The organism is Spinactinospora alkalitolerans, assembly GCF_013408795.1.
Lineage (GTDB): Bacteria > Actinomycetota > Actinomycetes > Streptosporangiales > Streptosporangiaceae > Spinactinospora > Spinactinospora alkalitolerans.
In genome coordinates, this window is the sequence record NZ_JACCCC010000001.1 from 1,804,093 (window position 1) to 1,829,303 (window position 25,211).

General features: G+C 71.5%; 23 protein-coding genes and 5 tRNA genes. 17 read left to right on the forward strand and 11 right to left on the reverse strand.

Annotated elements, in window-relative coordinates; genetic code table 11:
• Positions 1-22: 22 nt before the first annotated feature.
• Positions 23-1,375: an MFS transporter gene (locus HDA32_RS08025; protein WP_179642599.1), complete on the forward strand. Its 1,353-nt coding sequence runs from the start codon at positions 23-25 to the stop codon at positions 1,373-1,375.
• A 47-nt stretch (positions 1,376-1,422) separates the two neighbouring features.
• Here the strand turns inward: HDA32_RS08025 and HDA32_RS08030 are convergent, their stop codons facing one another.
• Positions 1,423-2,052, reverse strand: coding sequence for a GntR family transcriptional regulator (locus HDA32_RS08030; RefSeq protein WP_179642600.1), 630 nt, complete (start codon positions 2,050-2,052; stop codon positions 1,423-1,425).
• Positions 2,053-2,190: 138 nt separating this feature from the next.
• On the opposite strand from HDA32_RS08030, the gene HDA32_RS08035 reads away from it, so the two are divergent.
• Complete coding sequence (locus tag HDA32_RS08035) at positions 2,191-2,982, forward strand: carbon-nitrogen hydrolase family protein (RefSeq protein WP_179642601.1); 792 nt, start codon at positions 2,191-2,193, stop codon at positions 2,980-2,982.
• Positions 2,983-3,077: 95 nt separating this feature from the next.
• Here HDA32_RS08035 and HDA32_RS08040 read toward each other — a convergent pair whose 3' ends face one another.
• Positions 3,078-4,214, reverse strand: coding sequence for an endo-1,4-beta-xylanase (locus HDA32_RS08040; protein WP_179642602.1), 1,137 nt, complete (start codon positions 4,212-4,214; stop codon positions 3,078-3,080).
• Positions 4,215-4,381: 167 nt separating this feature from the next.
• Here HDA32_RS08040 and HDA32_RS08045 point away from each other — a divergent pair, with 167 nt between their 5' ends.
• The 5 genes from HDA32_RS08045 to HDA32_RS08065 all read left to right on the forward strand — a co-directional run bounded on the left by HDA32_RS08045 (position 4,382) and on the right by HDA32_RS08065 (position 10,636).
• The gene (locus tag HDA32_RS08045; protein WP_179642603.1) at positions 4,382-5,413 is read left to right on the forward strand and encodes a LacI family DNA-binding transcriptional regulator; all 1,032 of its coding nucleotides are present in this window, start codon (positions 4,382-4,384) and stop codon (positions 5,411-5,413) included.
• 106 nt (positions 5,414-5,519) lie between these two features.
• The gene (locus HDA32_RS08050) at positions 5,520-6,251 is read left to right on the forward strand and encodes a polysaccharide deacetylase family protein (protein WP_312863087.1); all 732 of its coding nucleotides are present in this window, start codon (positions 5,520-5,522) and stop codon (positions 6,249-6,251) included.
• Positions 6,252-6,275: 24 nt separating this feature from the next.
• A complete protein-coding gene (locus HDA32_RS08055) occupies positions 6,276-7,580 on the forward strand; it encodes an SGNH/GDSL hydrolase family protein (RefSeq protein WP_179642604.1) in 1,305 nt (434 codons plus the stop codon).
• A gap of 403 nt (positions 7,581-7,983) precedes the next feature.
• Positions 7,984-10,284: a rhamnogalacturonan lyase gene (locus HDA32_RS08060; protein WP_376766944.1), complete on the forward strand. Its 2,301-nt coding sequence runs from the start codon at positions 7,984-7,986 to the stop codon at positions 10,282-10,284.
• Positions 10,285-10,414: 130 nt separating this feature from the next.
• Entirely contained in the window at positions 10,415-10,636 is a 222-nt protein-coding gene (locus HDA32_RS08065; protein ID WP_179642606.1) for a fumarylacetoacetate hydrolase family protein, read from the forward strand.
• Here HDA32_RS08065 and HDA32_RS08070 read toward each other — a convergent pair.
• From HDA32_RS08070 to HDA32_RS08090, 5 genes are all read right to left on the reverse strand, one after another.
• Positions 10,607-10,681: transfer RNA gene (locus HDA32_RS08070), tRNA-Val, on the reverse strand. The genes HDA32_RS08065 and HDA32_RS08070 overlap by 30 nt on opposite strands.
• An 11-nt stretch (positions 10,682-10,692) precedes the next feature.
• Positions 10,693-10,767 (reverse strand) — tRNA-Cys (locus HDA32_RS08075).
• A gap of 46 nt (positions 10,768-10,813) precedes the next feature.
• Positions 10,814-10,886 (reverse strand) — tRNA-Gly (locus tag HDA32_RS08080).
• Between the two features lie 40 nt (positions 10,887-10,926).
• Positions 10,927-10,999 (reverse strand) — tRNA-Gly (locus HDA32_RS08085).
• Between the two features lie 143 nt (positions 11,000-11,142).
• On the reverse strand, positions 11,143-11,574 hold the full coding sequence (locus HDA32_RS08090) for a roadblock/LC7 domain-containing protein (RefSeq protein ID WP_179642607.1): 432 nt from the start codon (positions 11,572-11,574) through the stop codon (positions 11,143-11,145).
• Positions 11,575-11,941: 367 nt separating this feature from the next.
• Between HDA32_RS08090 and HDA32_RS08095 the strand changes: the two genes are divergently transcribed.
• Positions 11,942-12,784: an aminotransferase class IV gene (locus HDA32_RS08095; protein WP_179642608.1), complete on the forward strand. Its 843-nt coding sequence runs from the start codon at positions 11,942-11,944 to the stop codon at positions 12,782-12,784.
• Between the two features lie 424 nt (positions 12,785-13,208).
• On the opposite strand, the gene HDA32_RS08100 is transcribed toward HDA32_RS08095, so the two are convergent.
• Positions 13,209-13,628, reverse strand: a complete 420-nt coding sequence (locus tag HDA32_RS08100) for an SsgA family sporulation/cell division regulator (RefSeq protein ID WP_179642609.1) — start codon at positions 13,626-13,628, stop codon at positions 13,209-13,211.
• 438 nt (positions 13,629-14,066) lie between these two features.
• Here HDA32_RS08100 and HDA32_RS08105 point away from each other — a divergent pair.
• Positions 14,067-14,140 (forward strand) — tRNA-Val (locus HDA32_RS08105).
• 183 nt (positions 14,141-14,323) lie between these two features.
• Here HDA32_RS08105 and HDA32_RS08110 read toward each other — a convergent pair.
• The gene (locus HDA32_RS08110; RefSeq protein ID WP_312863088.1) at positions 14,324-14,596 is read right to left on the reverse strand and encodes a PGPGW domain-containing protein; all 273 of its coding nucleotides are present in this window, start codon (positions 14,594-14,596) and stop codon (positions 14,324-14,326) included.
• A 434-nt stretch (positions 14,597-15,030) separates the two neighbouring features.
• On the opposite strand from HDA32_RS08110, the gene thrS reads away from it, so the two are divergent.
• Positions 15,031-17,004: a threonine--tRNA ligase gene (gene thrS / locus HDA32_RS08115; protein WP_179642610.1), complete on the forward strand. Its 1,974-nt coding sequence runs from the start codon at positions 15,031-15,033 to the stop codon at positions 17,002-17,004.
• 40 nt (positions 17,005-17,044) lie between these two features.
• Here thrS and HDA32_RS08120 read toward each other — a convergent pair whose 3' ends face one another.
• Positions 17,045-17,710 carry a cyclase family protein gene (locus tag HDA32_RS08120; RefSeq protein WP_179642611.1) on the reverse strand — a complete coding sequence of 222 codons (666 nt, stop codon included), beginning with the start codon at positions 17,708-17,710 and terminating at the stop codon, positions 17,045-17,047.
• Between the two features lie 295 nt (positions 17,711-18,005).
• On the opposite strand from HDA32_RS08120, the gene HDA32_RS08125 reads away from it, so the two are divergent.
• From HDA32_RS08125 to HDA32_RS08155, 7 genes are all read left to right on the forward strand, one after another.
• Positions 18,006-19,652, forward strand: a complete 1,647-nt coding sequence (locus HDA32_RS08125; protein ID WP_179646544.1) for a DUF885 domain-containing protein — start codon at positions 18,006-18,008, stop codon at positions 19,650-19,652.
• Between the two features lie 136 nt (positions 19,653-19,788).
• The gene (locus HDA32_RS08130) at positions 19,789-20,598 is read left to right on the forward strand and encodes a TerC family protein (RefSeq protein ID WP_179642612.1); all 810 of its coding nucleotides are present in this window, start codon (positions 19,789-19,791) and stop codon (positions 20,596-20,598) included.
• 165 nt (positions 20,599-20,763) lie between these two features.
• Complete coding sequence (locus HDA32_RS08135; RefSeq protein WP_179646545.1) at positions 20,764-21,318, forward strand: HIT family protein; 555 nt, start codon at positions 20,764-20,766, stop codon at positions 21,316-21,318.
• A 168-nt stretch (positions 21,319-21,486) separates the two neighbouring features.
• Positions 21,487-22,110, forward strand: coding sequence for a phosphatidylinositol phosphate synthase (gene pgsA / locus HDA32_RS08140; RefSeq protein ID WP_179642613.1), 624 nt, complete (start codon positions 21,487-21,489; stop codon positions 22,108-22,110).
• 49 nt (positions 22,111-22,159) lie between these two features.
• Complete coding sequence (locus HDA32_RS08145) at positions 22,160-23,140, forward strand: phosphatidylinositol mannoside acyltransferase (RefSeq protein WP_179642614.1); 981 nt, start codon at positions 22,160-22,162, stop codon at positions 23,138-23,140.
• Between the two features lie 4 nt (positions 23,141-23,144).
• Positions 23,145-24,296 carry a glycosyltransferase family 4 protein gene (locus HDA32_RS08150; RefSeq protein ID WP_179642615.1) on the forward strand — a complete coding sequence of 384 codons (1,152 nt, stop codon included), beginning with the start codon at positions 23,145-23,147 and terminating at the stop codon, positions 24,294-24,296.
• Positions 24,293-24,841 (forward strand): hypothetical protein, encoded by a 549-nt coding sequence (locus HDA32_RS08155; protein WP_312863090.1) that lies wholly within the window; start codon positions 24,293-24,295, stop codon positions 24,839-24,841. Before HDA32_RS08150 ends, HDA32_RS08155 begins: the two co-directional genes overlap by 4 nt.
• A 166-nt stretch (positions 24,842-25,007) precedes the next feature.
• Here HDA32_RS08155 and HDA32_RS08160 read toward each other — a convergent pair whose 3' ends face one another.
• A complete protein-coding gene (locus tag HDA32_RS08160) occupies positions 25,008-25,160 on the reverse strand; it encodes a hypothetical protein (protein WP_179642616.1) in 153 nt (50 codons plus the stop codon).
• Positions 25,161-25,211 lie beyond the last annotated feature (51 nt).

The following is a 25,211-nucleotide window of genomic DNA, read 5'->3' on the forward strand; positions in this document are numbered from 1 at the left end:
ACCGCGAAGAGAGGTGCAGAACATGGCAGCGCAGGGCAACCCCGGAGTCGGCGAAGGAGGGATCGAACGCGGTGCCGTGGTGCGGGCGTTCTTCGCCAGCCTGTCCGGCACCGCACTGGAGTGGTACGACTTCGCGATCTACTCGGTCGCCTCCGCCCTGGTCCTGGGCCAGCTGTTCTTCCCGAGCCACGACCCGCTGGCCGCGACCATGCTGGCGTTCTCGACCTACGCCGTGGGCTACATCGCCCGGCCGCTGGGCGGAATCGTCTTCGGGCGCCTCGGCGATCGGATCGGCCGCAAGAAGGTCCTGGTCAGCACCTTGGTCCTGATCGGGGCGGCCACGTTCACCATCGGCCTGCTGCCCACGCACGCCGACATCGGCTCGACGGCGGCCGTCCTGCTGGTCCTGCTGCGGTTCGCCCAGGGCGTCGGCGTCGGCGGCGAGTGGGGCGGCGCCGTCCTGCTCTCCAGCGAGTTCGGCGACCCCCGCAGGCGCGGATTCTTCGCCTCCGCCGCGCAGATCGGTCCGCCGGCCGGAAACCTGATGGCCAACGGCGTGCTCGCGTTTCTCGGCCTGGTGCTGAGCGAGGAGCAGTTCCTCGGTTGGGGCTGGCGGATCGCGTTCCTGCTCTCGGGCGTGCTGGTCCTCTTCGGCCTGTGGATCCGCGCACGGCTGGAGGAGACGCCGGTCTTCCGGGCGATCGAACGGCAGGGGGAGCGTCCCGCCGCACCGGTCCGGGAGGTCCTCACCCGGCAGGCCCGGCCCCTGACCGCCGCCGTGCTCAGCCGGGTCGCCCCCGATGTCGTCTACGCGATGTTCACCGTCTTCGTCATCACCTACGCCACCCAGGAACTCGGCATGGAGTCCGGAACCGTCCTGGCCGCGGTGCTCATCGGCTCCTCGTGCCAGGTCGCGCTGATCCCGCTGTCGGGCTGGCTCTCCGACGTCGTGAACCGCAGGCTGCTCTACGGAATCGGGGCCGTGGGGGCCGCGGTCTGGTCGGCCGTCTTCTTCCCCATGATCGCCTCCGGCTCGTTCGCCCTCCTGGCGATCGGGATCGTGGTCGGCCTACTGGCGCACTCGGTCATGTACGGACCGCAGGCGGCCTTCGTCGCCGAGCAGTTCCACCCGCGGTTGCGCAGCACGGGGAGCTCACTGGCCTACACCCTCGCCGGCCTGATCGGCGGTGCCGTCGCGCCGCTGCTGTTCACCTACCTGCTCGCCAGGTACGACAGCTGGGTGCCCCTCGCGGGCTACATCGCCCTGACGGTCGTGCTGACCCTCACCGGACTGCTGCTGGGGCGTGACCCCGCGCCCGAGGAGGAGGACGGCACCGTGGTCGGCGAGCCCGCGGCGGCCGCCGCGGTGCGGTGAGCGCGCGGTCGGCTCCCGTGCCGCGGCACCGGGCGGGGCGCGGCCGGCTACGAGTCCAGCAGCACCCGCAGCGTGGCGTCCAGGTGGGCCCCGATGGCGACGTCGGCCGCCGCGCCGTCGCCGGCGTCCAGCGCGTCCAGGATCGCCCGGTGCTCGCGCAGGACCGAGCCGTAGCGGTCCCCGGTGGAGAACATGGCGGCCATGCCCGCGCGCACCTGGCGCTCGCGCAGCCCGTCGTAGAACTTGATGAGCAGGTCGTTGCGGGTGGCAGCGATCAGCTCGGAGTGGAACCGGTGGTCCCAGTCGATGAATTCGCGCGCCTGCTCGGGAGAGCTCAACTCGGCCTGGCGCTCCAGCGCCGCGCGCATCCGGTCCACGGGGGCCGACCCGGAGGCCAGCGTCTTGTGCGCCGCGTGGCGCTCGACCATCCCGCGCAGCTCCATCAGCTCGTTCAGCTCGCGCCCGGTCACGGGGGCGATGTAGGCGCCGCGCTTGGGGATGAGCTGGACCAGCTCCTCCGCGGCCAGCCGGAAGAGCGCTTCGCGGATCGGAGTGCGCGACACCCCGATCCGGTCGGCGACCTCCTGCTCGTTGATGAAGCGCCCCTGATGCTGGGGCGAGGAGATGTAGGTGTCCTTGAGGAACTCGTACGCACGGTCCCGCCCCGATGCCGCCAACGCCTCAACCTTCTTGTACGTCGAACACGTTCACTGCTTCGCACACCAGCGCGTTTACCGTCTTGTATACCAAGTGTACGCACTGCCTGATTCATCGTACCGCCCCGGATCCGGGGACAACCGAGGAGGGAATCTTCCATGCGCGTGGCACTGTGCCAGATCGCCTCGTCCACCGACCCCGCCGCGAACCTGGGGCTGATCGAGGCCGCGGTCAAGGAGGCCGCGGCCGCGGGCGCCCGCCTGGCGGTCCTGCCCGAGGCGGCCATGGCGCACTTCGGCTCCGACCTCGCCGAGGTCGCCGAACCGGTGGACGGGCCGTGGGCCTCCCGGGTGACCGGGATCGCCCATGGCCACGGCGTCGCCGTCGTCGCCGGAATGTTCACCCCCGGCCCGGAGGGGCGGGTCCGCAACATCCTGCTCGCCGCCGGCCCGGGGGTCGCCGCCACCTACCAGAAGATCCACGTCTACGACGCTTTCGGGCACCGCGAATCCGACTCGGTCGAGCCGGGCCGCATTCCGGTCTCGTTCGAGCTGGACGGATTCCGGTTCGGCCTGGCGACCTGCTACGACGTGCGGTTTCCCGAGCTCTTCCGCCGCCTGGCCCGCAACGGCGCGCACGCGGTCATCGTGTGCGCGGCGTGGGGTGCGGGGGAGGGCAAGCGCGAACAGTGGGAGCTGCTGACCCGGGCACGCGGCCTGGACTCCACCGCGTGGGTGCTCGCCTGCGGACAGGCCGACCCGGCCGCAGTGGGCGAGACGGTCACGGGGTCGGCGCCCCGCGGCATCGGCCACAGCACCGTGGTCGCGCCCGACGGGACGGTGGCGGCCCGGCTGGACGCGGCCCCGTCGGTCCTGGTGGCCGACATCGACGCCGACCGCGTCAGCGCCGTCCGCACCGCGATCCCGGTCCTCGCCAACGCGCGCCTGTGAACCTGCGCGCGCCGGACCCGCCGCCGATGAGGCGGCTGCGGGTCCGGCGCGGGGCTCGGTCGTCCACCGCGGTCGGGCCGCGGTGACCGGATCTCCTAGCGCCGCTGCGCGTCCTTCAGGGGGGACTGCAGGGCGAAGAAGGAGGGCTTGCGGGTGTAGTCGTCGGTCATCACCGTCGCCGAGCCCTCCCCCTCGAAGAACACCGGGACCCAGGAGTACTTGTCGGTGAAGCCCCAGATCGTGAAGGAGTCGCAGCCCTCCACCTCCAGGCACGCCGACAGCGCCCGCCGGTAGTAGTCGGCCTGCCTGTCCATCTGTGCGTCGGTCGGCTGCCCGCTCTCCGGCACGTCCATGCGCACGTCCAGCTCGGTGACGGCCGTGGCGAGGCCGAGCTCGTCGAACCGGCGCAGGTTCTCCTCCAGGTCGCTCGGGAAGCCGTACCGGAGGCTCAGGTGCGCCTGCGTGGAGAACCCGTGTACCGGCACGTCCTGGGCGAGCAGGTCCTGGGCGAGCGCGTAGTAGGCGTCGCTCTTGGCGTTGACGCCCTCGACGCCGTAGTCGTTGAAGAACAGCTCCGCCTGCGGGTCGGCCTCGTGCGTCCAGCGGAAGGCGTCGGCGATGATGCCCGGCCCGAGCTCGCGGATCCAGATGTTGTCCTCGGTGCGCAGGTCGCCCTGCTCGTCGAAGATCTCGTTGGCCACGTCCCACTGCTGGATCCGACCGGAGTAGCGGCCGACGACGGTCGTGATGTGGTCGTGCAGGATGGCGCGCAGCTCCTCGTCGGAGAAGTCGCCCTCCTCCAGCCAGGCCGGGTTCTGGCTGTGCCACAGGAGCGTGTGCCCGCGCACGACCTGGTCGTTGCGCTCGGCGAAGTCGACGATGGCGTCGGCCGTCTCGAAGTCGTAGCGGTCCCGCTCGGGGTGGATGTACTCCCACTTCATCTGGTTCTCGGGGGAGACCGAGCTGAACTGGCGCGCCAGGATCTTCCGGTACCGCCTGTCCGAGGTGAAGGGGTCCGGGTAGTCCTGGTCGACGTGGTGGCCGCCGCCGGCGACGGCGGTGCCGATGACGAAGCCCTCGGGGGCGGCCCAGCGCAGCCGGTCGAACCTGGCGTTGGAGTGGGGCGCGGCCTGGTGGTCGGAGGACGGATCGGCGGTGGCCGGCACCGCCGCCAGCGGCAGGGACAGGGCGGCCGTGGCGAACGCGGTGGTGACGAAGCGGATGGGTTTCATAGGGGGACTCCCATTCGGTCAGCCGGTGATAACTTCCGGAAAGTTCCGGGTGTGGAGACGATGGACGATAAGCGCAAGTCAGGCGGGGCGTCAATACCCGTCCGGATCCCCGCGCGATCGCAGTCGTCTCCCGCGCTCGTACTCTGGGTGGGTACAAAGGAGGAGCAGTGGCCGACATCCCGATCCGAGCCGTGACCATCTCCGCCATCGCCGCGGAGGCGGGCGTCTCCGCGCCGACGGTCTCGCGCGTTCTCAACGGGCGGGGCGACGTGGCCCCGAACACCCGCGAGCGCATCGAGACCCTGCTGCGCGTCCACGGCTACCGGCGCCGCGGCAGTCGGGCCGATGAGCGGGTCGGCCTGCTGGACCTCGTCTTCAACGACCTGGACAGCCCGTGGGCGGTCGAGATCATCCGCGGCGTCGAGGACGCCGCGCACGCGGCGGGCAGCGGCATCGTGGTGTCGGCCATCCACCGGCGGGCGAGCTCGACCCGACAGTGGCTGCGCAACGTCCGCTCGCGCACCAGCGACGGCGCCATCCTCGTGACCACGGACCTGGATTCCGCCCTGCGCACGGAGCTGGAGGACCTGGACCTCCCCGCCGTCGTGATCGACCCGGTCGGCGTGCCCGACCTGGCCGTGCCCACGATCGGCTGCACCAACTGGGCCGGCGGGCTCAGCGCGACCGACCACCTGATCGGCCTCGGGCACCGGCGCATCGCCTTCGTCGCGGGCCGCCCCGAACTGTGGTGCAGCCGGGCCCGCCTCGACGGCTACCGGGCCGGGCTGGAGACCGCGGGCCTGGACTTCGACGGCGAGCTGGTCGTGCCGGGCGAGTTCGACTACGAGTCCGGCTTCCGCGCGGCCGAGCAGCTGTTCGACCTCGGGGAGCCGCCGACGGCCGTGTTCGCCGCCAGCGACCAGATGGCCCTCGGGGTCTACGAGGCCCTGCGCCTGCGCGGCCTGCGTGTACCCGGCGATGTCAGCGTGATCGGCTTCGACGACCTGCCGGAGACCCGCTGGTCCTCACCACCGCTGACGACGGTGCGCCAGCCGCTGGCCGAGATGGGCAGGCTCGCGGTGCGCACCGTGCACCGGCTCGTGCGGCGCGAGGCGATCGAGAGCCCGCGGATCGAGCTGGCGACCGAACTCGTCATCCGGGACAGCAGCGCTGCGCCGCCCGCGGCGGCCGGAGGCTGACGGCACGATCCGCGCCGAGGCCGTTGACACCGCGGCCCGGCACTCCTTAGGTTGCCTTTGCATTCCGGAATCTTCCGGAAGTATCGCCGCGGCCAAGGAGGCCTGTGTGACGACCACTCGCGGACGTTCTCGGATGCGGGGCCGCCTCCCCGCACTCCTGCTCACCATCGGGTTCGCCCTCTGCGCCGCGACCCCGGCGCAGGCCCACCCGACCCCGCCGGGCCCCAACGGACCCGCCACCCCCGACATCGTCGACTCGACGCAGCGGGGCGGCCGGGCCGTGGCCCTCACCTTCGACGACGGGCCCGACCCGCGCAACACGCCCCGGCTGCTCGACGTGCTGCGCGAGCACCGCGTCAAGGCCGTGTTCTGCCTGTGGGGCGAGCACGTGCGACAGCACCCCGAGATCGTCCGGCGGATCGCGGCGGACGGGCACACGCTGTGCAACCACACGATGAACCACGACGACATGAGCACCTGGCCGCCGGAGGACATCCGTGCGGACCTGCTGGCGACCAACGCGGCGATCCGCGAGGCGGTGCCGCACGCCCGCATCCCCTACTTCCGGGCGCCCTACGGCGCCTGGGGGCGGACGCCCGAGGTGGCGGCCGAGCTGGGCATGCAGCCACTGGGCTGGAGCCTGGCCGTCGAGGACTGGGTTCCGCCCGGCACCGACGAGCTCGTCCGGCGCCTGGAGGAGGGCGTCACGCCGAGGTCGGTGGTGCTCCTGCACGACGGTGGGGGCGACCGCAGCCAGACGGTCGCCGCCGTGGCCGGCGTCGTTCCGGGGCTGAAGTCCGACGGGTGGCACTTCGCCCGTCCCGCCCGGCGCGGGTAGTCACCGGTGGCTCAGGAGATGACCATGGCCCGCATCCGCCCCCGGTGGCGTTCCGCCACCGTCGTGGTGAGCGCGCTGCTTCTGCTCTGCGGCTGGACCGCCACCAGCGCCGCGGACGGCCCCGAGACCGACAACGCCCGCGGCGGCGGCACCTGGGTCGGCACCTGGGCGACCGTGCCGACGGCCACGCTGCCCACGGCGACCCCGGTCCTGCACGATGAGACCGTCCGGCAGATCGTCCACACCAGCATCGGCGGCGACCGGCTGCGCCTGCGGCTCACCAACGAGTTCGGCGAGACGCCGCTGCGCATCGGAGAGGTGCACGTGGCGCGCCGATCAGGCACGTCGGGAACCGGCATCGACCCGGCCACCGACCGCACGGTCACCTTCGGCGGCCGCACGTCGGTGACCGTCCCGGCCGGCGCACCGATGGTCAGCGATCCGGTGCGGTTGGCGCTGCCCCCGCGCTCTGACCTGGTCGTGAGCGTCTACCTGCCGGAGAAGACCCCCGTGACCACCCTGCACGCCTTCTCCTACCAGGAGAACGCGGTGGCCGCCGGCAACGTCACCGGTGACGCGGCCGTCGAGGCGACCGAGACGCTCACCCAGTGGCACTTCCTCTCGGGCGTCAGCGTGCGCGCCCGCGGCAGGAGCACCGGGGCGGTCGTGGCGCTGGGCGACTCCATCACCGACGGCTCCGAGACCGAGGTCGACGCCAACCACCGGTGGCCCGACCTGCTCGCCGAACGCCTGCGGCACACCGGCGTGCTGAACTCGGGGATCGCGGGCAACCGGCTCCTGCACGATCCCAACCCGCCCGAGGGGAGCGAGGCCGAGGACTACGCGGCGTTCTTCGGGCAGAGCGCTCTGCGCCGTTTCGACCGGGACGTGCTGGCGCAGCCGGGCGCGGGCCACGCCATCGTCCTGCTCGGGGTGAACGATCTCGGCCATCCCGGAACCTCGGCCCCGCTCTCGGAGACCGTCACGGCCGAGGAGATCATCGGCGCGCACCGCCAGCTCATCACCCGCGCGCACGCCGCGGATCTGCGGATCTACGGCGGCACCATCCTGCCGTTCAAGGGCGACACGCTCGGGTTCCACAGCGAGGAGAACGAGGCCAAGCGGCAGGCGGTCAACGAGTGGATCCGCACGAGCGGGGAGTACGACGCCGTCATCGACTTCGACGAGGCGCTGCGCGACCCGGACGACCCGCTGCGCCTGCGGCCCGAGTACGACAGCGGTGACCACCTGCACCCCAACGACGCCGGTATGGCGGCCATGGCGGAGGCGATCCCCACTCAGCTGTTCCGCTCCGGGGGACGCGGGTAAGGGCCCCACGGGTACGGCGACGAGGATCAGGGGCCGTCAGAGCCCGGAAACGCTGCGGTATCGCGTTCGCCGCGGGTCGGAGGTCTGCTCTGACCCGCGGTGCCGTCGGTGGGCGGCAGCGGCGAACGGGCGCTGCGCCGCGCGTCCGGGGCCCGCCGGTTCCGCCCGGACCGGATAAAGCCCGAACCCTGCCGTCCGTGCCATCACGATGCCGACCACCTGCTGGCCGTGCCGGACTCTTTTCCGCTACCCTGTCGGAAAACGCTTTCCGTCTCATTCGAGCGGACCGTTCGATACGCGCGTCGCCGGGCGCCCGCGGTGCGCTGATCGATTCCCCCGACCCCACCCCGACACCGAGAACCGGGAGGTTCCCTTGGGGCAGGTTAAAACGATTCAGTTTCCATTGCGCCTCGTCCTCCGAACGCTGACGGCCGGTGCGTGCGCGGCCGCCCTCGCGGTCACCGGCGCCGGAGCGGCTCACGCCGACCCGTCCGGCCACGACCGCGGCCACGCGGACGGCGCCCAACTGGAGGACCTGGACCGCGGGCTGGTCGCCGTCCCCACCGAGGAGGGCGTCTTCCTGAGCTGGCGGCTGCTGGGCCACGAGGTCAACGCCGCCACTCCGGCGGGCCTGAAATCGCCGGCCTTCCGCGTCTACCGCGACGGCCGCCGCATCGCCACCGTCACCGACAGCACCAACCACCTCGACACCGAGGGCTCGGCCGACGCCGAGTACCGCGTCGTCGCCGGAGGGCGCGACGGCACCGACACGTCGGCCGCGGTCTGGCCGCAGAACCACCACGACCTGCCGCTGCAGAAGCCGGAGGGCGGAGCCACCCCGGCCGGTGAGGAATACGGCTACACGGCCAACGACATGAGCGTCGGCGACGTCAACGGCGACGGCCGCTACGAGTACATCGTGAAGTGGGACCCGACCAACTCCAAAGACGTCTCCCAGGTCGGCTACACCGGCAACACCTACATCGACACCTACACCCGCGACGGCACCCTGCTGCACCGCATCGACCTGGGCGTCAACATCCGCTCAGGCGCGCATTACACGCAGTTCCTGGTCTACGACCTCGACGGCGACGGCCGCTCGGAGCTGATGTTCAAGACCGCCCCGGGCACCAGGACCATCACCTACGGCAAGGACGGCGAGGTGGAGTCCGAGGACCACATCACCATGCCGGCCGAGGACGTCGCTGCGGGCCACTCCCACAGCGACGACCACCGCATGAGCGCCGATGACTACTACGACCACGTCGTGCAGATGTTCCGCGACTGGCACGAGCACCCCGAGGTCGTGGCCGGGAACTGGCCGGCCACCCTGGAGGAGGCCTTCGGCATCGAGCCGGCCTACGACTACCCGCTCTCCCGCGAGGACGCCGAGGCGCTGGCCGACCACTTCATGGACACCTACGCGCCCGGCCGCAGCGACCGCAACCGGCTGCGCGAGTTCGAGGGCTTCGTCCTCACCGGGCCGGAGTACCTGACCGTGTTCGACGGCGCGACCGGCGCGGAGCTGGACACGGTCGACTACCGGCCCGCGCGCGGCGACGACGGCCTCATGTGGGGGGACTACGCGATGTCGCGCATCGAACCGGGCAACCGCGTCGACCGGTTCCTTTCGGGGGCGGCCTACCTGGACGGCACGCACCCGTCGGCGGTGTTCGCCCGCGGCTACTACACGCGCGCCACCCTGGCGGCCTACCGCTTCGACGGCGAGAACCTCACCGAGCAGTGGTTCGTCGACAGCGGGCACGCGCCGATGGCCAACCCGTTCAACGACGCCCCGCACGGGGTCGAGGGCACCGACCCCGAGTTCGGCACGCTGACCACGCAGGGCAACCACCAGATGAGCTCCGCCGACGTGGACGGCGACGGCAGGCAGGAGATCGTCTACGGCGCGGCCACCATCGACGACGACGGCTCGCTGCTGTACTCCTCCTACGGCACCGGGCACCCCGACAGCGCGGTACCGGGCGAGCGGGTCAAGCTGGGCCACGGCGACGCCCTGCACGTCGGTGACTTCGACCCCGACCGGGACGGCATGGAGATCTGGGGCGTCCACGAGGGCGGCGCCTATGCGCCCTACGGGTTCGCGATGCGCGACGCCGCCACCGGCGAGGTCCTGTTCGGCGGATACACCGGCGTCGACACCGGGCGCGGGATGGTCGGCGACATCGACCCCGGCACTTCCGGCGTGGAGGCCTGGTCGTCCATGCCGCCCGACCAGGAGACCGACGCGGGCCTGTGGACGGCTGACGGAGAGTTCCTGGGCCGCGACGCCCCCGGCACGAACATGAGCATCCGCTGGGCGCCGGACATGACCACGCAGATCGTCAACGGGCAGGAGGCGCCCACGGTCGACGACCGGCAGGAGGGCACGCTGCTCTCCGCCGAAGGCACCCTGACCAACAACGGGACCAAGGGCAACCCGTCCCTGGTCGCCGACGTCTTCGGTGACTGGCGCGAGGAGCTGCTGCTGCGCACAGAGGATTCGGAGGCGATCCGGATCTACACCTCGACCGCGGTGACCGACCGCAAGCTCTACACCCTCATGCACGACCCGCAGTACCGGGTCGGCATCGCCGGGCAGCAGACGGCCTACAACCAGCCGGCGCATCCGAGCTTCTATCTGGCCTCGGACACCGACTGGTCGCGGGTGCCCGTCCCCGACGCGGTCTACGCCGGCCGCTAGCTCGCTGTTCAACCTCGGCCCGTGGTCGGATCACCGTTCCGGCCACGGGTTTCGCTGTTCCCCGGACAGCAGAACGGCCTGGGGCGATCATGTGCGCTGTCGAGACGCTGATGATCAAACAGGAGCCTTCATGTACCTCATGCGCATCGGCCCCGCCTGGCTCGTCCGCTACCTCAGCCGTGTCATGGTCCTGGAGCCGGGCGACTTGATCTGCGCCGGCACTCCGGAGGGCACCGGGACGACGTCCGATCCTCGATGTCTCCCGCTGGGAGCCGAGCCGCAGTCCACAAAAACAGAGGAGTCCTCTGACCTGCGGCACTACTGGTGGGCGATACTGGGATTGAACCAGTGACCTCTACCGTGTCAAGGTAGCGCTCTCCCACTGAGCTAATCGCCCAGGTCGAAACCTGGAGGCGGAGACGGGAATCGAACCCGTGTACAGGGATTTGCAGTCCCTTGCCTAAGCCACTCGGCCACTCCGCCACGAGCACCGTTGAGTCCTGCGAGTGACACCCATGCGGCTTCTCCGAGCGGACGACGGGATTCGAACCCGCGACCCTCACCTTGGCAAGGTGATGCTCTACCAGCTGAGCCACGTCCGCATGCCATGGATACGGGGGTCCATGCCACGTTCCTGCTTCGAGCGGACGACGGGATTCGAACCCGCGACCCTCACCTTGGCAAGGTGATGCTCTACCAGCTGAGCCACGTCCGCGCGGCGAATGCCGGGCCCCTCCGGGAGCTCCCGGAGCGCCGTCCTCGCTGCTGATTAAGAACTCTAGCGGATTCCGGCGCTCGGACAAACTTCAATCGCGGGCCGGGGCCGCCGCGCACCGCGGCGGCCCCGGCGGCGCGGATTCAGCGTTCGACGTGGGCCGGCGTGTTCGGCATGTCCGGACGGGGCGGAGCGGTCAGGTACTGGCCGACGCGCTGGATCACCATGTTCATCTCGTAGGCGACCAGGCCGACGTCGCATTCGGAATCGGCGAGCACGGCCATGCAGGCGCCCTCGCCGGCCGCGGCGACGAACAGGAACGCCCGGTCCATCTCGATGATGCTCTGCCGGATGTTGCCGGCGGCGAACTGCCTGCTGGCGCCGCCGGCCAGGCTCTGCAGGCCCGATGCGATGGCCGCCAGGTGCTCGGCGGCGGATCGCTCCAGCCCACTCGACGAGGCCATCAGCAGCCCGTCGGTGGAGAGCACGATGGCGTGATGCGTGCCCTCCGCGCGGGTGAGGAGGTCGTCGAGCAACCAGCTCAGTTCGCCGGGGGCGGTGCTCCGTGTGGTCATGGCTCTCTTGATCTGTTTCGTCTGTGGAATAGGGAGGGAGGGGGAGAGAGGGGGCGATTCACTCGGGGGGTACTCGGGCGGGTCGCGCGACCGTCTGGCGTGCGTCCAAGTGTTGCCCAGATGATAGTCATTCGTAACTTATCCGGCCGGTTCCGGCACGCGTTTTCAAGGAGTGGAAAGGCCGCCGCGGACGAGGTGCGCCGTGTTGGTCCGTTACCGTACCCCCGGTATCACGCTGTGGCACCGGACCCGGCCGGTGCCGGTCAGAACATCCGGGCCGGACCGCGCCGAACACCCCGCCGACCTGCTCGGCGGTGGCAGGATCGAGGCACGGTCGAATCGATCTTTCACGAGGGGGATGAGAGACATGCGGGTGTGGATCGCCGGTGCCGGGTACGGCACGGGCCGGGTGGTCGCGGCCGAGGAGGCCCGGATCTCCGTGTTCGACCACGGGATCACGGTGGGCGACGGAGTCTTCGAGACGGTCAAGGCGGTGGGGGGACGGGCGTTCGCGCTCACCCGGCACCTGCGCCGACTGGCCCGTTCGGCGGAGGGGCTCGGGCTGGACGCGCCCGACACGGGCCGCATCGCCGAGGGCGTGCGCCTGGCGCTGGAGGCCAACCCGAAGGCGGACCCGGCCAGGGTGCGCATCACGGTGACCGCCGGACCGGGCCCGTTGGGCTCCGACCGCAGCGGGGTTGAGGCCACCTGCATCGTCGCCATCGCGGACTTCCCGGCTCCGGCGCCGACGGTCGACGTCGCCGTGGTGCCGTGGACCCGCAACGAGCGCGGGGCGCTGACCGGCCTGAAGACGACCTCCTACGCGGAGAACGTGCTCGCCCTCCAGTACGCGGGGGAGCGCGGCGCCGGTGAGGCGATCTTCGCCAACACCGCCGGCAACCTGTGCGAGGGCACGGGCAGCAACATCTTCGTCGTGGTCAACGGCCGGCTCGTCACCCCGCCGCTGTCGGCCGGGCCGCTCGCCGGCATCACCCGCGAGCTGGTCCTGGAGTGGTCCGGTGGCGAGGAGGCGGACCTGCCGATGTCGGCGCTGGCCGATGCCTCCGAGGCGTTCCTGGCCTCGACCGGCCGCGACGTCCAGTCGATCCGGGCCATCGACGGTCGAGCGCTCCCCGCGGCGCCCGGCCCGGTCACCCGCAAGGCGGCGGCGGTCTTCGCCGAGCACAGCGCGGCCGACATCGACCCCTAGACCGCTGATGGGAGAGGGCCGGGATTGTCTTCCGGTCCCTGCTGTGGCTGTGCGGGCCTGGTGGGCTGACGGCAGCCTTCCCGGGGTCATGCGCTGGTGAACAGGAGGACTGCGGCCGCAGTCCTCCCGACTCCCGTCAGCGACCTGGTGTGAGGTGGGGCGCTCATCGTGCTCTGACCGCCGCGTTCGCGGGGCGGGGGCGGGACCGGGGAACGAAAAATGCCGCGACTTCCAGCGGTCGCGGCATTTTCCCGAATCACCACGCGGAGGGCGTTTGGTGGTTATGCGGTTGGGTAGGCCATCACCGAGGTCCTGGGCATGCTCCCCCTGCCTTGGGCACGGCGGATCGCTCGATCACCCCATGTCTTCCGAGTGACCGGTCGGGCTGTGTTCCGCTGTCACCGGGCGCCTTCGGCACCGGGTCTCACTGGTAGAGGTGCTGCTCGATCTCCGCGTCGAGGTCGACGTAGTCCGCTTCCTGCCCGGCCGGCACGATCTCGTAGGTGCGGTGCAGGAACTCCGCCAGCGGGGAGATCGCGGCGTCGAACTGGGCCTGCCCGAACGGCGAGGACAGCGAGATGTTGATGGTCCGCTCGCCGTCGCCCTTGGACGGCCACACCCGGACGTCGCCTTCGCCGACCGGGCGCACGATGCCGACCGTCAGCAGTTCCCTGGCGAAGATCCACTCGACCGGCTCGTCTTCGCCGACGTGGAAGGCCACCTTGATGGCGTAGGGGTCGTTCGCGGTGTAGTCGAGCCGTGCGACCAGGGGGACCGCCGTGCGATCGGGGACGACGAGCCGAAGGCCGAGCTCGGCGGTGGCAGTGGTGTCGCTACTGTTCATGTTCGCCAAACCTTTTCTCGTCCGGCTTCGCGCTATGCGGGTGGGTTGCGGTTTCACCCGCTTCCGGCGCGGCCGGTCGATGTTTCCATGAAGCGCAACCGTGGGGCTTCTTCTCTCGGGCCGCGAGGCGGCGGCCCGCCGCATCGCCTCAGCCCTCCGTAACTTTAATGAGCTGCGGAAACCAAGAATTTCCAGTTGATCTGTGTGCCGCGTCACCAGCACGGTCGAAGGTCGGCGGCCGCACGGCGGCGCCGTCTCCGCACCGCCCTCATGTGAGGGGGTTTCACGTTTGTGTACCGCGAGACGACCTCGCTGACCAGCGAGTGAGACGTCGATCACATCCCTTGATCTTCTCCCGTGTGGTGCGAGTGCGTCATCCACTCCGTCGGATGCGCTAGAGTTTTTCTTGTTCGCCCGCCAAACAGGGCGAAACCGCCGGGGCGATTAGCTCAGTTGGCTAGAGCGCGTCGTTCACACCGACGAGGTCACTGGTTCGAGTCCAGTATCGCCCACACTCCCGAGGGGCCGGTTCCAAACCACGGAATCGGTCCCTTCTTCTTTGCCCCTCCGGGTTTCGGCCCCGCGGCCGATCGGCGACCCGCCGAAGGACGCGAGCCCGAGGCGAGCGGAGCGAGGGCATTCGGTCTACTCGCCGCCGTGGATTTTCCCCATCCGCTATCCGGATCCGGCCGTGGCTAACCGCGGGACAGCCCTTTGCGGGCCCGTCGCCGACGCCGCGTCCGCACGGCGGTCTCCTTGGCGTTGTGCGCGTAGCGGCGGGCGCGCCGCAGCAGGCCGCGCGCCCAGGCGAACTCGGTGGAAAGAATCACCAGACCCAGGATGATCCCGCCGATCCCCGGCCCGGGGGTCACGCACATGATGATTCCGGCCAGCAGGGTGAAGCCGCCGACCACGGCGACGGCGGTGCGCCAGGTCCAGTGCAGGACCGGATGCGAGTGCATGCGCATGCGCCAGATCCGGAGGCGGGCGCGGAGCCGCCGCCAGCGGTTGGGCCTGCGCTTCGTGGGGGATGCCGCCGGGTCCGGTGGGTTCGTGTCGGTTACGGGGCTCGGTGACATGAGCTCACAATATCGGCCTGATCAAGAGCTGGTCTCAGACGAGTCACGCGTCGCCCGACCTTTCCGGACGACCTGATTTCCGGGAACGGTTCCATCCGATCATGATCTGGGGTGCCGGTCCACCCCCGTTTTCTCGGTTTCGCCACCCGCACGGCGCCTCCCGTGGCCGACGGGCCCCGATCGGGCGGGGAGGCGCGCGGAACCGGACCGGTCCGGGTGAGCGCGTGCCCGAACCCCGATAGCATCGAAGGGACCCCGCGCCGCAGGAGCGGCGGCGCGCGAGGGAACCGCGCACGACCATCCCACACCCTTGAGGAGTCACCGTGTCCGCAGTGCCTGAGCTGCATATCACCCTCGCCGGAACCGAGCGTGTGGTGGCGGCGGGGACGACGGCCGGCGACGCCCTTGAGGCCGACGGCCGGACCGTCATCGCCGCCCGGGTCAACGGGGAGCCCCGCGACCTCGCCCACGAGGTCGCCGAGGGCGACGCCGTCGAGGCGATCGCCATCGACTCCGAGGACGGCCGCGCGATCCTGCGCCACTCGACCGCCCATGTCATGGCCCAGGCCGTCCAGGAGCTGTTCCCCGAGGCCAAGCTGGGCATCGGCCCGCCCATCGACAACGGCTTCTACTACGACTTCGACGTCGCGGAGCCCTTCACCCCCGACGACCTCAAGCGCATCGAGAAGAGGATGCAGCAGATCGTCAAGCAGGGGCAGCGGTTCTCCCGCCGCGCAGTCTCCGACGACGACGCCCGCGAGGAGCTGCGCGACGAGCCCTACAAGCTGGAGCTCATCGGCCTCAAGGGCGGCGCCGGCGACGCCGCCGAGGGCGCCGGCGTCGAGGTCGGCGCAGGCGGGCTGACCATCTACGACAACCTCCAGCCGCGCACCGGCGAGCTGTGCTGGAAGGACCTGTGCCGCGGTCCGCACCTGCCCACCACCAGGGCCGTCCCGGCGTTCAAGCTGATGCGCTCGGCGGCGGCCTACTGGCGCGGCAGCGAGAAGAACCCGCAGCTGCAGCGCGTCTACGGCACCGCATGGGAGTCCAAGGACGCCCTCAAGGCCTACCTCACCTTCCTGGAGGAGGCCGAGAAGCGCGACCACCGCAGGCTCGGCGCCGAGCTGGACCTGTTCTCGATCCCCGAGGAGATCGGGTCGGGGCTCGCCGTCTTCCACCCCAAGGGCGGCGTCGTCCGCCGCGTCATGGAGGACTACTCGCGCAAGCGGCACGAGGAGGCGGGCTACGAGTTCGTCTACACCCCGCACGCCACCAAGGGCAGGCTGTTCGAGAAGTCCGGCCACCTCGACTGGTACGCCGAGGGCATGTACCCGCCCATGCAGCTCGACGAGGGCCAGGACTACTACCTCAAGCCCATGAACTGCCCCATGCACAACCTGATCTTCGGGGCGAGGGGCCGCTCGTACCGCGAGCTGCCGCTGCGGCTGTTCGAGTTCGGCACCGTGTACCGGTACGAGAAGTCCGGCGTGGTGCACGGCCTGACCCGCGCGCGCGGCTTCACCCAGGACGACGCGCACATCTACTGCACCCCCGACCAGATGGCCGGCGAGCTGGACTCGCTGCTCACCTTCGTCCTGAACCTGCTGCGCGACTACGGCCTGGACGACTTCTACCTGGAGCTGTCCACCCGCGATCCGGAGAAGTCCATCGGATCGGACGAGATCTGGGACGAGGCCACCCGGGTGCTGCGCGAGGCGGCGGAGAAGCAGGGGCTCGAACTGGTCATGGACCCGGGCGGCGCGGCGTTCTACGGCCCGAAGATCTCGGTGCAGGCGCGCGACGCCATCGGCCGGACCTGGCAGATGTCGACCATCCAGGTCGACTTCAACCTTCCGGAGCGGTTCGACCTGGAGTACCAGGCCCCCGACGGCTCGCGGCAGCGCCCGGTGATGATCCACCGCGCCCTGTTCGGCTCGATCGAGCGGTTCTTCGCGGTGCTGCTGGAGCACTACGCCGGCGCGTTCCCGGCGTGGCTGGCCCCGGTGCAGGTCGTGGGCATTCCGATCACCGACGAGCACGTGCCCTACCTGGAGCGGGTGGCCGAGCGGCTGCGCGCCGAGGGCATCCGCGTCGAGGTCGACGGCAGCGACGACCGCATGCAGAAGAAGATCCGCAACGCCCAGAAGCAGAAGGTCCCCTTCATGCTCCTGGCGGGCGACGAGGACGCCGGCAAGGACGCGGTGTCCTTCCGCTACCGCAACGGGGAGCAGAACAACGGCGTCCCCATCGACGACGCGGTCGCCGAGATCGTGACCGCCGTGCGCGAGCGGCGCTAGCCGACCTCGGGCCCGGGTCCCGCGAGGCGGTGCGGGTGGCCTACTCCATCCGCATCGCCACCGCCCGCACCGGCGCGCCGTCGGCCCCCTCCAGGGCGATGGGCAGAGCGCTGAACAGCGGGGCGGGGAAGTCGATCCGCTCCAGGCCGCAGAGGTTCTCGATGATGACGCCGCCCGCGCCCAGGACCGCGCGGTGGACCGGCCACGCCTGGCTCGGATGGTCCTCGTCCGGCGTCGGGTCCGGGTTCGGGGCGTCGATTCCGATGGTCCGCACGCCCGCGTCCACCAGGTGGCGGGCGGCCTCCCCGGTCAGATGGGGGTGGGCGAAGTAGCGCCGCGTCCCGTAGTGGCGGGACCAGCCGGTGCGCAGCAGCACGACGGCGCCGGGCCCGAACTCCGGATCCCACGGCTCCAGGTCGGCCCGGGTGATGGGGGAGCGGTCGGTGCGGCCGGCCGCCTCCACCACGACGGCCGGACCGGTGAACAGCTCCAGCGGCAGCTCGTCGATGCGCGCGCCGCCGTCGAAGAAGTGGCGCGGCGCGTCGGCGTGCGTGCCGCTCTGCGACCCCATCGACACGTGCAGCAGGTTGTAGCCGTCCTCGGCGACCGTCGCGGCGGGGGAGAGCCGGGGGACCGGGTCACCGGGATAGACCTGGGTGCCGGGGCCGATCGAACGGCTGAGATCGATGATCCGGCTGATGCGCATGGAGCTCCCATCGAGCGATCCGGTCGTTCCCTGCGGTGATTCGCTTGAACCGTCGGCGGAGAGGGGGACGGGGCGAGACCGTCGGAGGGCTCGGAGAGAGCATCGCCGTGTCGCCCGCCTCTTGGGGGGCCAAGCCTTTCACATCGGCCTTCTCGGGCCATTCAAGGCGACCGTCGGCACCGGGGAGTTCGCAGACGACGCGCGAGCGAGGTGCATCCGGCCCCGTGACGGGGCACGATGAAGGGCGATGACTTCCACACCCGGCCCCCAGCAGCCCGACCCGGGCGCCAACGCCATGACCGACCGGTTCCGCGACGTGGCCGGCAAGGTGCTCGACACGTTGCTCGCCGACGCTCCCGAGTGGGCCGACGAGCTCGGCGACCACCGGTTCCGCGACCGCCTCAGCGACCACTCGCCCGACGCCGACGTCCGCCGCGCGGGGGTGCTCACCGACGCCCTGGGCGCGCTCGACGAGATCGACGACGCGATGCTGCCCCCGGCCGACCACGTGGACCTGGAGACGCTGCGCACCCGGGTCAGCGCCGACCTGTGGCGGCTCACCGAGCTGCGTCCGCACACCTGGGACCCCCTCCGGCACCTGCCGGGCGACGCGCTCTACGGTCTGATCGCCCGCGAGGCCCTCCCGGTCGGCGACCGGCTGGAGGCGCTGGCTGCGCGCTGCCGCGCCGTCCCCGGCTTCCTCGCCGTGGCGCGTGACGTCCTCGGCAACGGCCCGGGCATGCCGCGCGTGCACGTGGAGACGGCGATCGCCCAGGCCCGCGGCGCCGCTTCGCTGCTGGGCGCCGACCTCGACGCGCTGCTGGAGGCCGAACCCGGCCTGCGCGCCAAGGTCGAGCCGGCCCGCGACGCGGCCCGCGAGGCCCTGGCCTCCCACGCCGAATGGCTGGAGGCCGAACTGGACTCCGCCACCGCAGACCCCCGTCTGGGGGAACGGGAGTACGCCGCCCAGCTCTGGTACACCCTCGACTCCGAGCTGTCCCCCGAGACGCTGCTGACCCGCGCCGAGAGCGACCTCATCGCCACCGAGGAGGAGATCGCCGAGGTCGCCGCGGAGTACGACGGCCGGCCCCGCTATCGGGGCCAGGTGCGCGAGGTCCTGGACCGGCTCGCGGCCGAGGCCGCCACCGGCGCCGACGACATCGGGCCGCTGTGCGAGCAGGCGTTCGAGCGCCTCCTCGCGCGCACGGCCGAACTCGACCTGGTCAGCGTGCTCGACGACCCGGTGCGGATCATCCCCATGCCGGAGTCCCGGCGCGGCGTCGCGGTCGCCTACTGCGATCCGCCCGGCCCGCTCAGCCCGGCCACCGGCGAGCCGACCCTGATCGCCGTCGCACCCCCTCCCGCCGACTGGTCGACCGAGCGGCAGGCGTCGTTCTACCGCGAGTACAACGGCCACATGCTGCGCAACCTCATGGCGCACGAGGGCGTGCCGGGGCACGCGCTCCAGCTCGCGCACGCCGCCCGCTACCGGGGCGGCACCCGCGTCCGCCAGGCGATGCCCAGCGGCTCCTTCATCGAGGGCTGGGCCGTCTACACCGAGGAGCTGCTGGCCTACGCCGGCTGGGACGACGCCGGAGACCTGCCGCTGCGCCTGGTGCAGCTCAAGATGCGGCTGCGGATGATCCTCAACGCGATCCTGGACGTGCGCACGCACACCCGTTCGATCACCGAGGCCGAGGCGATGGACCTGCTCGTCGAGCGCGGCCACCAGGAGGAGGGCGAGGCCGCGGGGAAGTGGCGCAGGGCCCGGCTCACCAGCGCCCAGCTCTCCACATACTACGTCGGCTACCGCGAGGTCAACGGCATCGCGCGCGACCTGAGCGCGGCCCGGCCCCGGACGGGGCAGCGCGCCGTCCACGACGAGATGCTCGCGCACGCCTCGCCCTCGCCCCGCCACCTGCGCGCGCTGCTCGGCGTCTAGGGACCGGCCGGAGCTCCGGCGCACCGGCCCGCGTGCCGATGCGCGTTTATGCGATGCTTATCCGGCGTTCCCTAGATTTCTGTGGCCATTGCCGCGACCGCCGCGACCCACCTCTTCCCGGAGCTGACGAACCCCCATGCCCACCGACCTCATTGTTGGATTTCTGACGCTGCTGGCGTTGGAGATCGTGCTCGGGATCGACAACCTCGTCTTCATCTCGATCCTGTCCGGCAAGCTCCCTGAGTCGCAGCGGACCAAGGCCCGCAACCTGGGCATCGCGCTGGCCCTGATCACCAGGTTGCTGCTGCTCGCCTCGATCTCCTGGATCATGAGCCTCACGACACCGCTGTTCTCGGTCTTCGGCTTCGAGTTCACCGGCCAGTCCCTCATCCTGCTGATCGGCGGCCTCTTCCTCATCGGCAAGGCCACCTACGAAATCCACGACAGCCTGGAGGGCGAGGAGAACCACGCCGGCTCCAAGGTCAAGGCGGCCTTCGGCGTCGTCGTCACCCAGATCGTGCTGCTCGACCTGGTGTTCTCGCTGGACTCGGTGATCACCGCCGTCGGCATGGTGGACAACATCTGGGTCATGGTCGCCGCCGTGGTCATCGCGGTGATCGTCATGCTGGTCTCCGCGGGCCCGCTGGGCCGGTTCGTGCAGAACCACCCCACCGTCAAGATGCTGGCGCTGGCGTTCCTGCTGCTCATCGGCATGACCCTGGTGGCCGACGGCCTCGGCTTCCACATCGACAAGGCCCTCATCTACACCGCGATGGGCTTCTCCCTGTTCGTCGAGGTCCTCAACCTGATGGCGAGCAAGCGCCGCAAGCGGAAGCGGAGCGAGCAGGACCAGGCCGCGCCGGTCAAGCTCAGCAGCCGCTACAGCGAGGAGCAGCGGCCCGCGGACGGCGGCAGGCAGGACGACAGGCAGCCCGTCGCCGACTGACCGACCGACCTCACACGGCGCACCGGGCCGTCCCGCAGGCGCGGGGCGGCCCGAGCTCCTATGCTGGCCTATGAGCCGCGATCGGGGCGGTCGCGGGCGGAGCGGGGTCCGTCACCATGCTCCCCGCGCGGCGGGGGCGGTCGTCGAGGAGAGGTGAGCGAGCGAATGGGCGGCGCGGAGCAGGAGGCCCAGGGCGGTGCCGGTGTCGGCGACGGGTTCCAGCGGCTGTGGACACCCCATCGCATGGCCTACATCAAAGGGGAGAACAAGCCCACCGGCTCCTCCCCCGAGGACGGCTGCCCGTTCTGCCACGTGCCCTCGCAGCCCGACGAGGAGGGGCTCGTCGTGGCGCGGGGCAAGGCGGTCTTCGCCGTGCTCAACCTCTACCCCTACAACAGCGGCCACCTGCTGGTCTGCCCCTACCGCCACGTCGCCGACTACACCGAGCTCAAGGGGGCCGAGGTCGCCGAGCTCGCCGCCCTCACCCAGGCCGGCATCACCGCGCTGCGCTCGGCCTCGGGCCCGCAGGGATTCAACGTCGGCATGAACCTCGGCTCCGTCGCCGGCGCCGGGATCGCCGCCCACCTGCATCAGCACATCGTTCCGCGCTGGGGCGGCGACACCAACTTCATGCCGGTGGTGGGGCAGACCAGGGTGCTTCCCCAGCTCCTGCGCCAGACGCGCGACCTGCTCGCCGAGCACTGGCCCGAGAGCCGATGACGGCAGCGGAGGCCGCCCGCGCGTTCCGGCGGGCCGCCCGGGGATGAGGTCCGGGTCGCATCCCCACCGGACCGGCCGTTTCGGCGCCGCTCGTGGGGAAGTCCATTCCGTGAAGCGGCGGATGCTCGTCCCCGCAGCGGTTCGAGCGCTCTACGATCTTGAGAAGCCATGTTGAAAATCCTGCGTCCTGTGACCGCCCGGGTGCTGCAACCCGTCGGCAGAGGTCTGGCACGGCTCGGCGTCACCCCGAACATGGTCACGCTCGTGGGTACCGTCGGCGTCGTCGCCGGCTCCCTGTTCTTCTATCCGCGCGGCGACCTCTACGTCGGCACCGTCGTCATCACCGTCTTCGTGCTGTTCGACATGCTCGACGGAGCGGTGGCCCGCGCCACGGACGCCTCCAGCCGGTGGGGCGCCTTCCTGGACTCGACCCTGGACCGGCTCTCCGACGCCGCCGTCTTCTCCGGCCTGCTGCTGTGGTTCATCGGCGACGGAGACGACGAGACGCTCGCGTGGGTGACCCTGTTCTGCCTGGTCAGCGGATTCGGTGTGTCCTACATCAAGGCCCGTGCCGAGGGGCTCGGGGTCAACTGCGATGTCGGCGTCGCCGAACGGAGCGAACGGCTGGTCATCGGCCTGGTCGCCATCGGGCTGGGGGGCCTGGACGTGCCCTACGTGCTGGCCGGCGGGCTGTGGCTGCTCGCGGTCCTCAGCGCGGTGACCATCGTGCAGCGCCTGATCGAGACCCGCAACCGGCTCGGCGAACCCCGCCAGCACGCGGACAACCCCTGACCACCCGGCCGCGCCCGAGGATCTCGGGGGCCTCATGAGGAGACGACGCATGGGAGAACGCGCATCGACGCTGGCCTACTCGCTGGGCTGGGCGCTCGTCCGCCGGTTCCCCGAGCGCGCCGGGCGCTGGGCCTTCGCCCGCATCGCCGACCGCGTCTGGCGCGGCGGGGGCGCGCGGCGGCTGGAGGCGAACCTGCGCCGCGTCATCGGCCCCGAGGCCCCGCAGGCGCGGCTGCGGGCGCTCTCACGGGCGGGCATGCGCTCCTACCTGCGCTACTGGTACGAGATGTTCCGGCTGCCCGCCATGGGGCGCGAGCAGATCCTGGGCCGCGTCCGCAGCAGCGGGATCGAGGCGCTGGAGGCCCACATCGCCGCCGGGCGGGGCGTGGTCGCCGCGCTGCCGCACATGGGCAACTGGGACCACGCGGGGGCGTGGATCACGCTGCGCGGGATCCCGCTGACCACCGTCGCCGAACGGCTGAGACCGGAGGGCCTGTTCCAGCGCTTCGTCGCGTTCCGCGAGAGCCTGGGCATGGAGGTGCTCCCGCTCACCGGCGGGGAGGCCGGCGTCTTCGCCGCGCTGGCCCGCCGGCTGCGCGCGGGCGGGCTGGTCTGCCTGCTCGCCGATCGCGACCTGACCGCCGGCGGCGTCGAGGTGGAGTTCTTCGGCGAGGCCGCCCGGATGCCGGCCGGCCCCGCCACGCTGGCCATGCGTACCGGTGCCGCGCTGATGCCGGTGTCGCTGTGGTTCGACGGCCCCCACTGGGGCATCCGGGTGCACGAGGAGATCGCCGTCCCGGCCGAGGGCGACCGCGCGCAGCGGATCCGGGCCATGACCCAGGAGCTGGCCCGGGTGTTCGAGGGCGCGATCGCCGAGCACCCGCAGGACTGGCACATGCTGCAGCGCGTGTTCGTCTCCGACCTCGAATCCCGGCGGGTCCCGGCTCCCGGCGCCACCGTTGACGGCGTCCCCGCGGTGTCGGCGGCGCCGAGACCGCCGCACGAGCCCGGTCCCCCACGGAGGCGGTGAGTCGATGCGCGTCGGTCTGGTCTGCCCCTACACCTGGGACGTCCCCGGAGGCGTGCAGCAGCACGTGGGCGACCTCGCGGAGGCGCTCATGGACCTCGGACACGAGGTGTCGGCCCTGACCCCCTGCGACTCCGAGACCGAGCTGCCCGGCCACATCGCCAGTGCCGGCCGGGCCGTCCCGGTGCCCTACAACGGCTCGGTGGCCCGGCTCTCCTTCGGTTTCCGCGCGGCCGGCCGGGTGCGGCGCTGGATCCGCAACGGCGGCTTCGACGTGCTGCACGTCCACGAGCCCGCGGCGCCGAGCCTGTCCCTGCTGGCCTGCTGGGTGGCCGAAGGGCCGATCGTCGCCACCTTCCACACCTCCAACCCGCGCTCGCGCGCCATGGCGGTGTCGGCCGCGGCGCTGCGCACGGCCCTGGAGAAGATCAACGGCCGCATCGCGGTCTCGGAGGCCGCCCGCAAGACGCTCGTGGAGCACCTGGGCGGCGACGCCGTCCTCATCCCCAACGGCGTGGCGGTGCGCCACTACGAGAAGGCCGAACCGCTGGAGGGCTGGCCCGGCGAGGGCGGCGCGATCGGGTTCCTCGGCCGGATGGACGAGCCCCGCAAGGGCCTGCCGGTGCTGCTGCGGGCGTTCAACCTGCTCGGCCGGGAACGCCCCGGACTGCGGTTGCTCCTGGCCGGTCCCGGCGACGCCGACGACGTGCGCTCCGCGGTCGATCCGGACCTGCGCGACCGGGTGGTCGCTCTGGGCCGGGTCAGCGAGGCCGACAAGGTGCGCGCCTACCACTCCGTCGACGTCTTCTGCGCGCCCAACCTGGGCGGGGAGAGCTTCGGCATCGTGCTGACCGAGGCCATGTCGGCCGGCGCGCCGATCGCCGCCAGCGACATCCCGGCGTTTCGCCGGGTCCTGTGCGACGGCGCCGCCGCAGCGCTGTTCGAGGCGGGCGAGCCCGAGGCGCTGGCCCGCGCGGCCGGTGAACTGCTGGACGATCCGGACCGGAGGGCGTCGCTGTCCGAGGCGGCCCGCGCGGCCGTGCGGGCCTATGACTGGCGTACCGTCGCCGCCGACGTCGTGCGGGTCTACGAGACCGTCCTGCCGGCCGGGATGGGCGCCGCGGTCAGCGCGGACCGCAGGGAGGCCGAGCAGCCGTGACGGCCGACCTGGTTCCGGTCCTGGCCGCCGCCTTCGTACTGGTGGTGCTGTTCTCCTTCTACATCTCCTGGCGGGCGGGCCGGCTCGACCGGCTGCACACCCGCGTGGAGACCGCGCACGCGGCGCTGGACGCGGCCCTGCTGCGGCGCAGCGCGGTCGTGCTGGAGTTCGCCTGCGCGGGAGAGCTGGAGCCGGCCTCCAGTGTGCTGCTCGCCGACGCCGTCGGCCGGACCCGCCGCGCGGCCGACCCCGGTGCGCGCGAGCTGGCGGAGAGCAACCTGTCGCGGGTGCTGCGCGCGGTGGCCGAGGAGGACGGGTTCGGCGGCGCGCGGACCGGGGACGACGCGGGCGAAGACCTGCCGGCGGAGGTGGAGGCCGCGGCCAGGCGGGTCCACATCGCCCGGCGGTTCTACAACGACGCCGTGGCCGCCATCCGCGAGGCCCGCGCCGGCCGCCTGGTCCGCGTGCTGCGCCTGGCCGGGCACGCGCCGATGCCGGACTTCTTCGAGATGGACGACGACCCGCCGGTGTTCACGGCGGCCTGAGGGCGCCCGGGGCCGGGCCCGCCGCAGCGCCGCCGTCCGCCGCGCGGCTCCCGCACGCACCCGGTCCTTTCGCCCGGCACCGCCCGGACACCCCGCAGCGCCCGGCGGGTTCCGCCGGGCGCTGCGCGTGCACGGAGCACGAAAAAGGCGGATCGATGTCTCGCGGCTATCCGATGTCGATGAGGTCGTTGAGGACGTTGATCCCGTGGTATTCGTTGCCATGGTGGTGGTCGTCGCTCGCCGAGGCCGGTGCGGCCCCGGCCAAGGAGACCGTGGCCGCGGCGATTCCGGTGATCAGGACTGCGAAGAACTTACGCATCGCTCCTCCTTCGATCCGGTGACCGGGCCCCTCCCTTGATCGCCCGGTCAG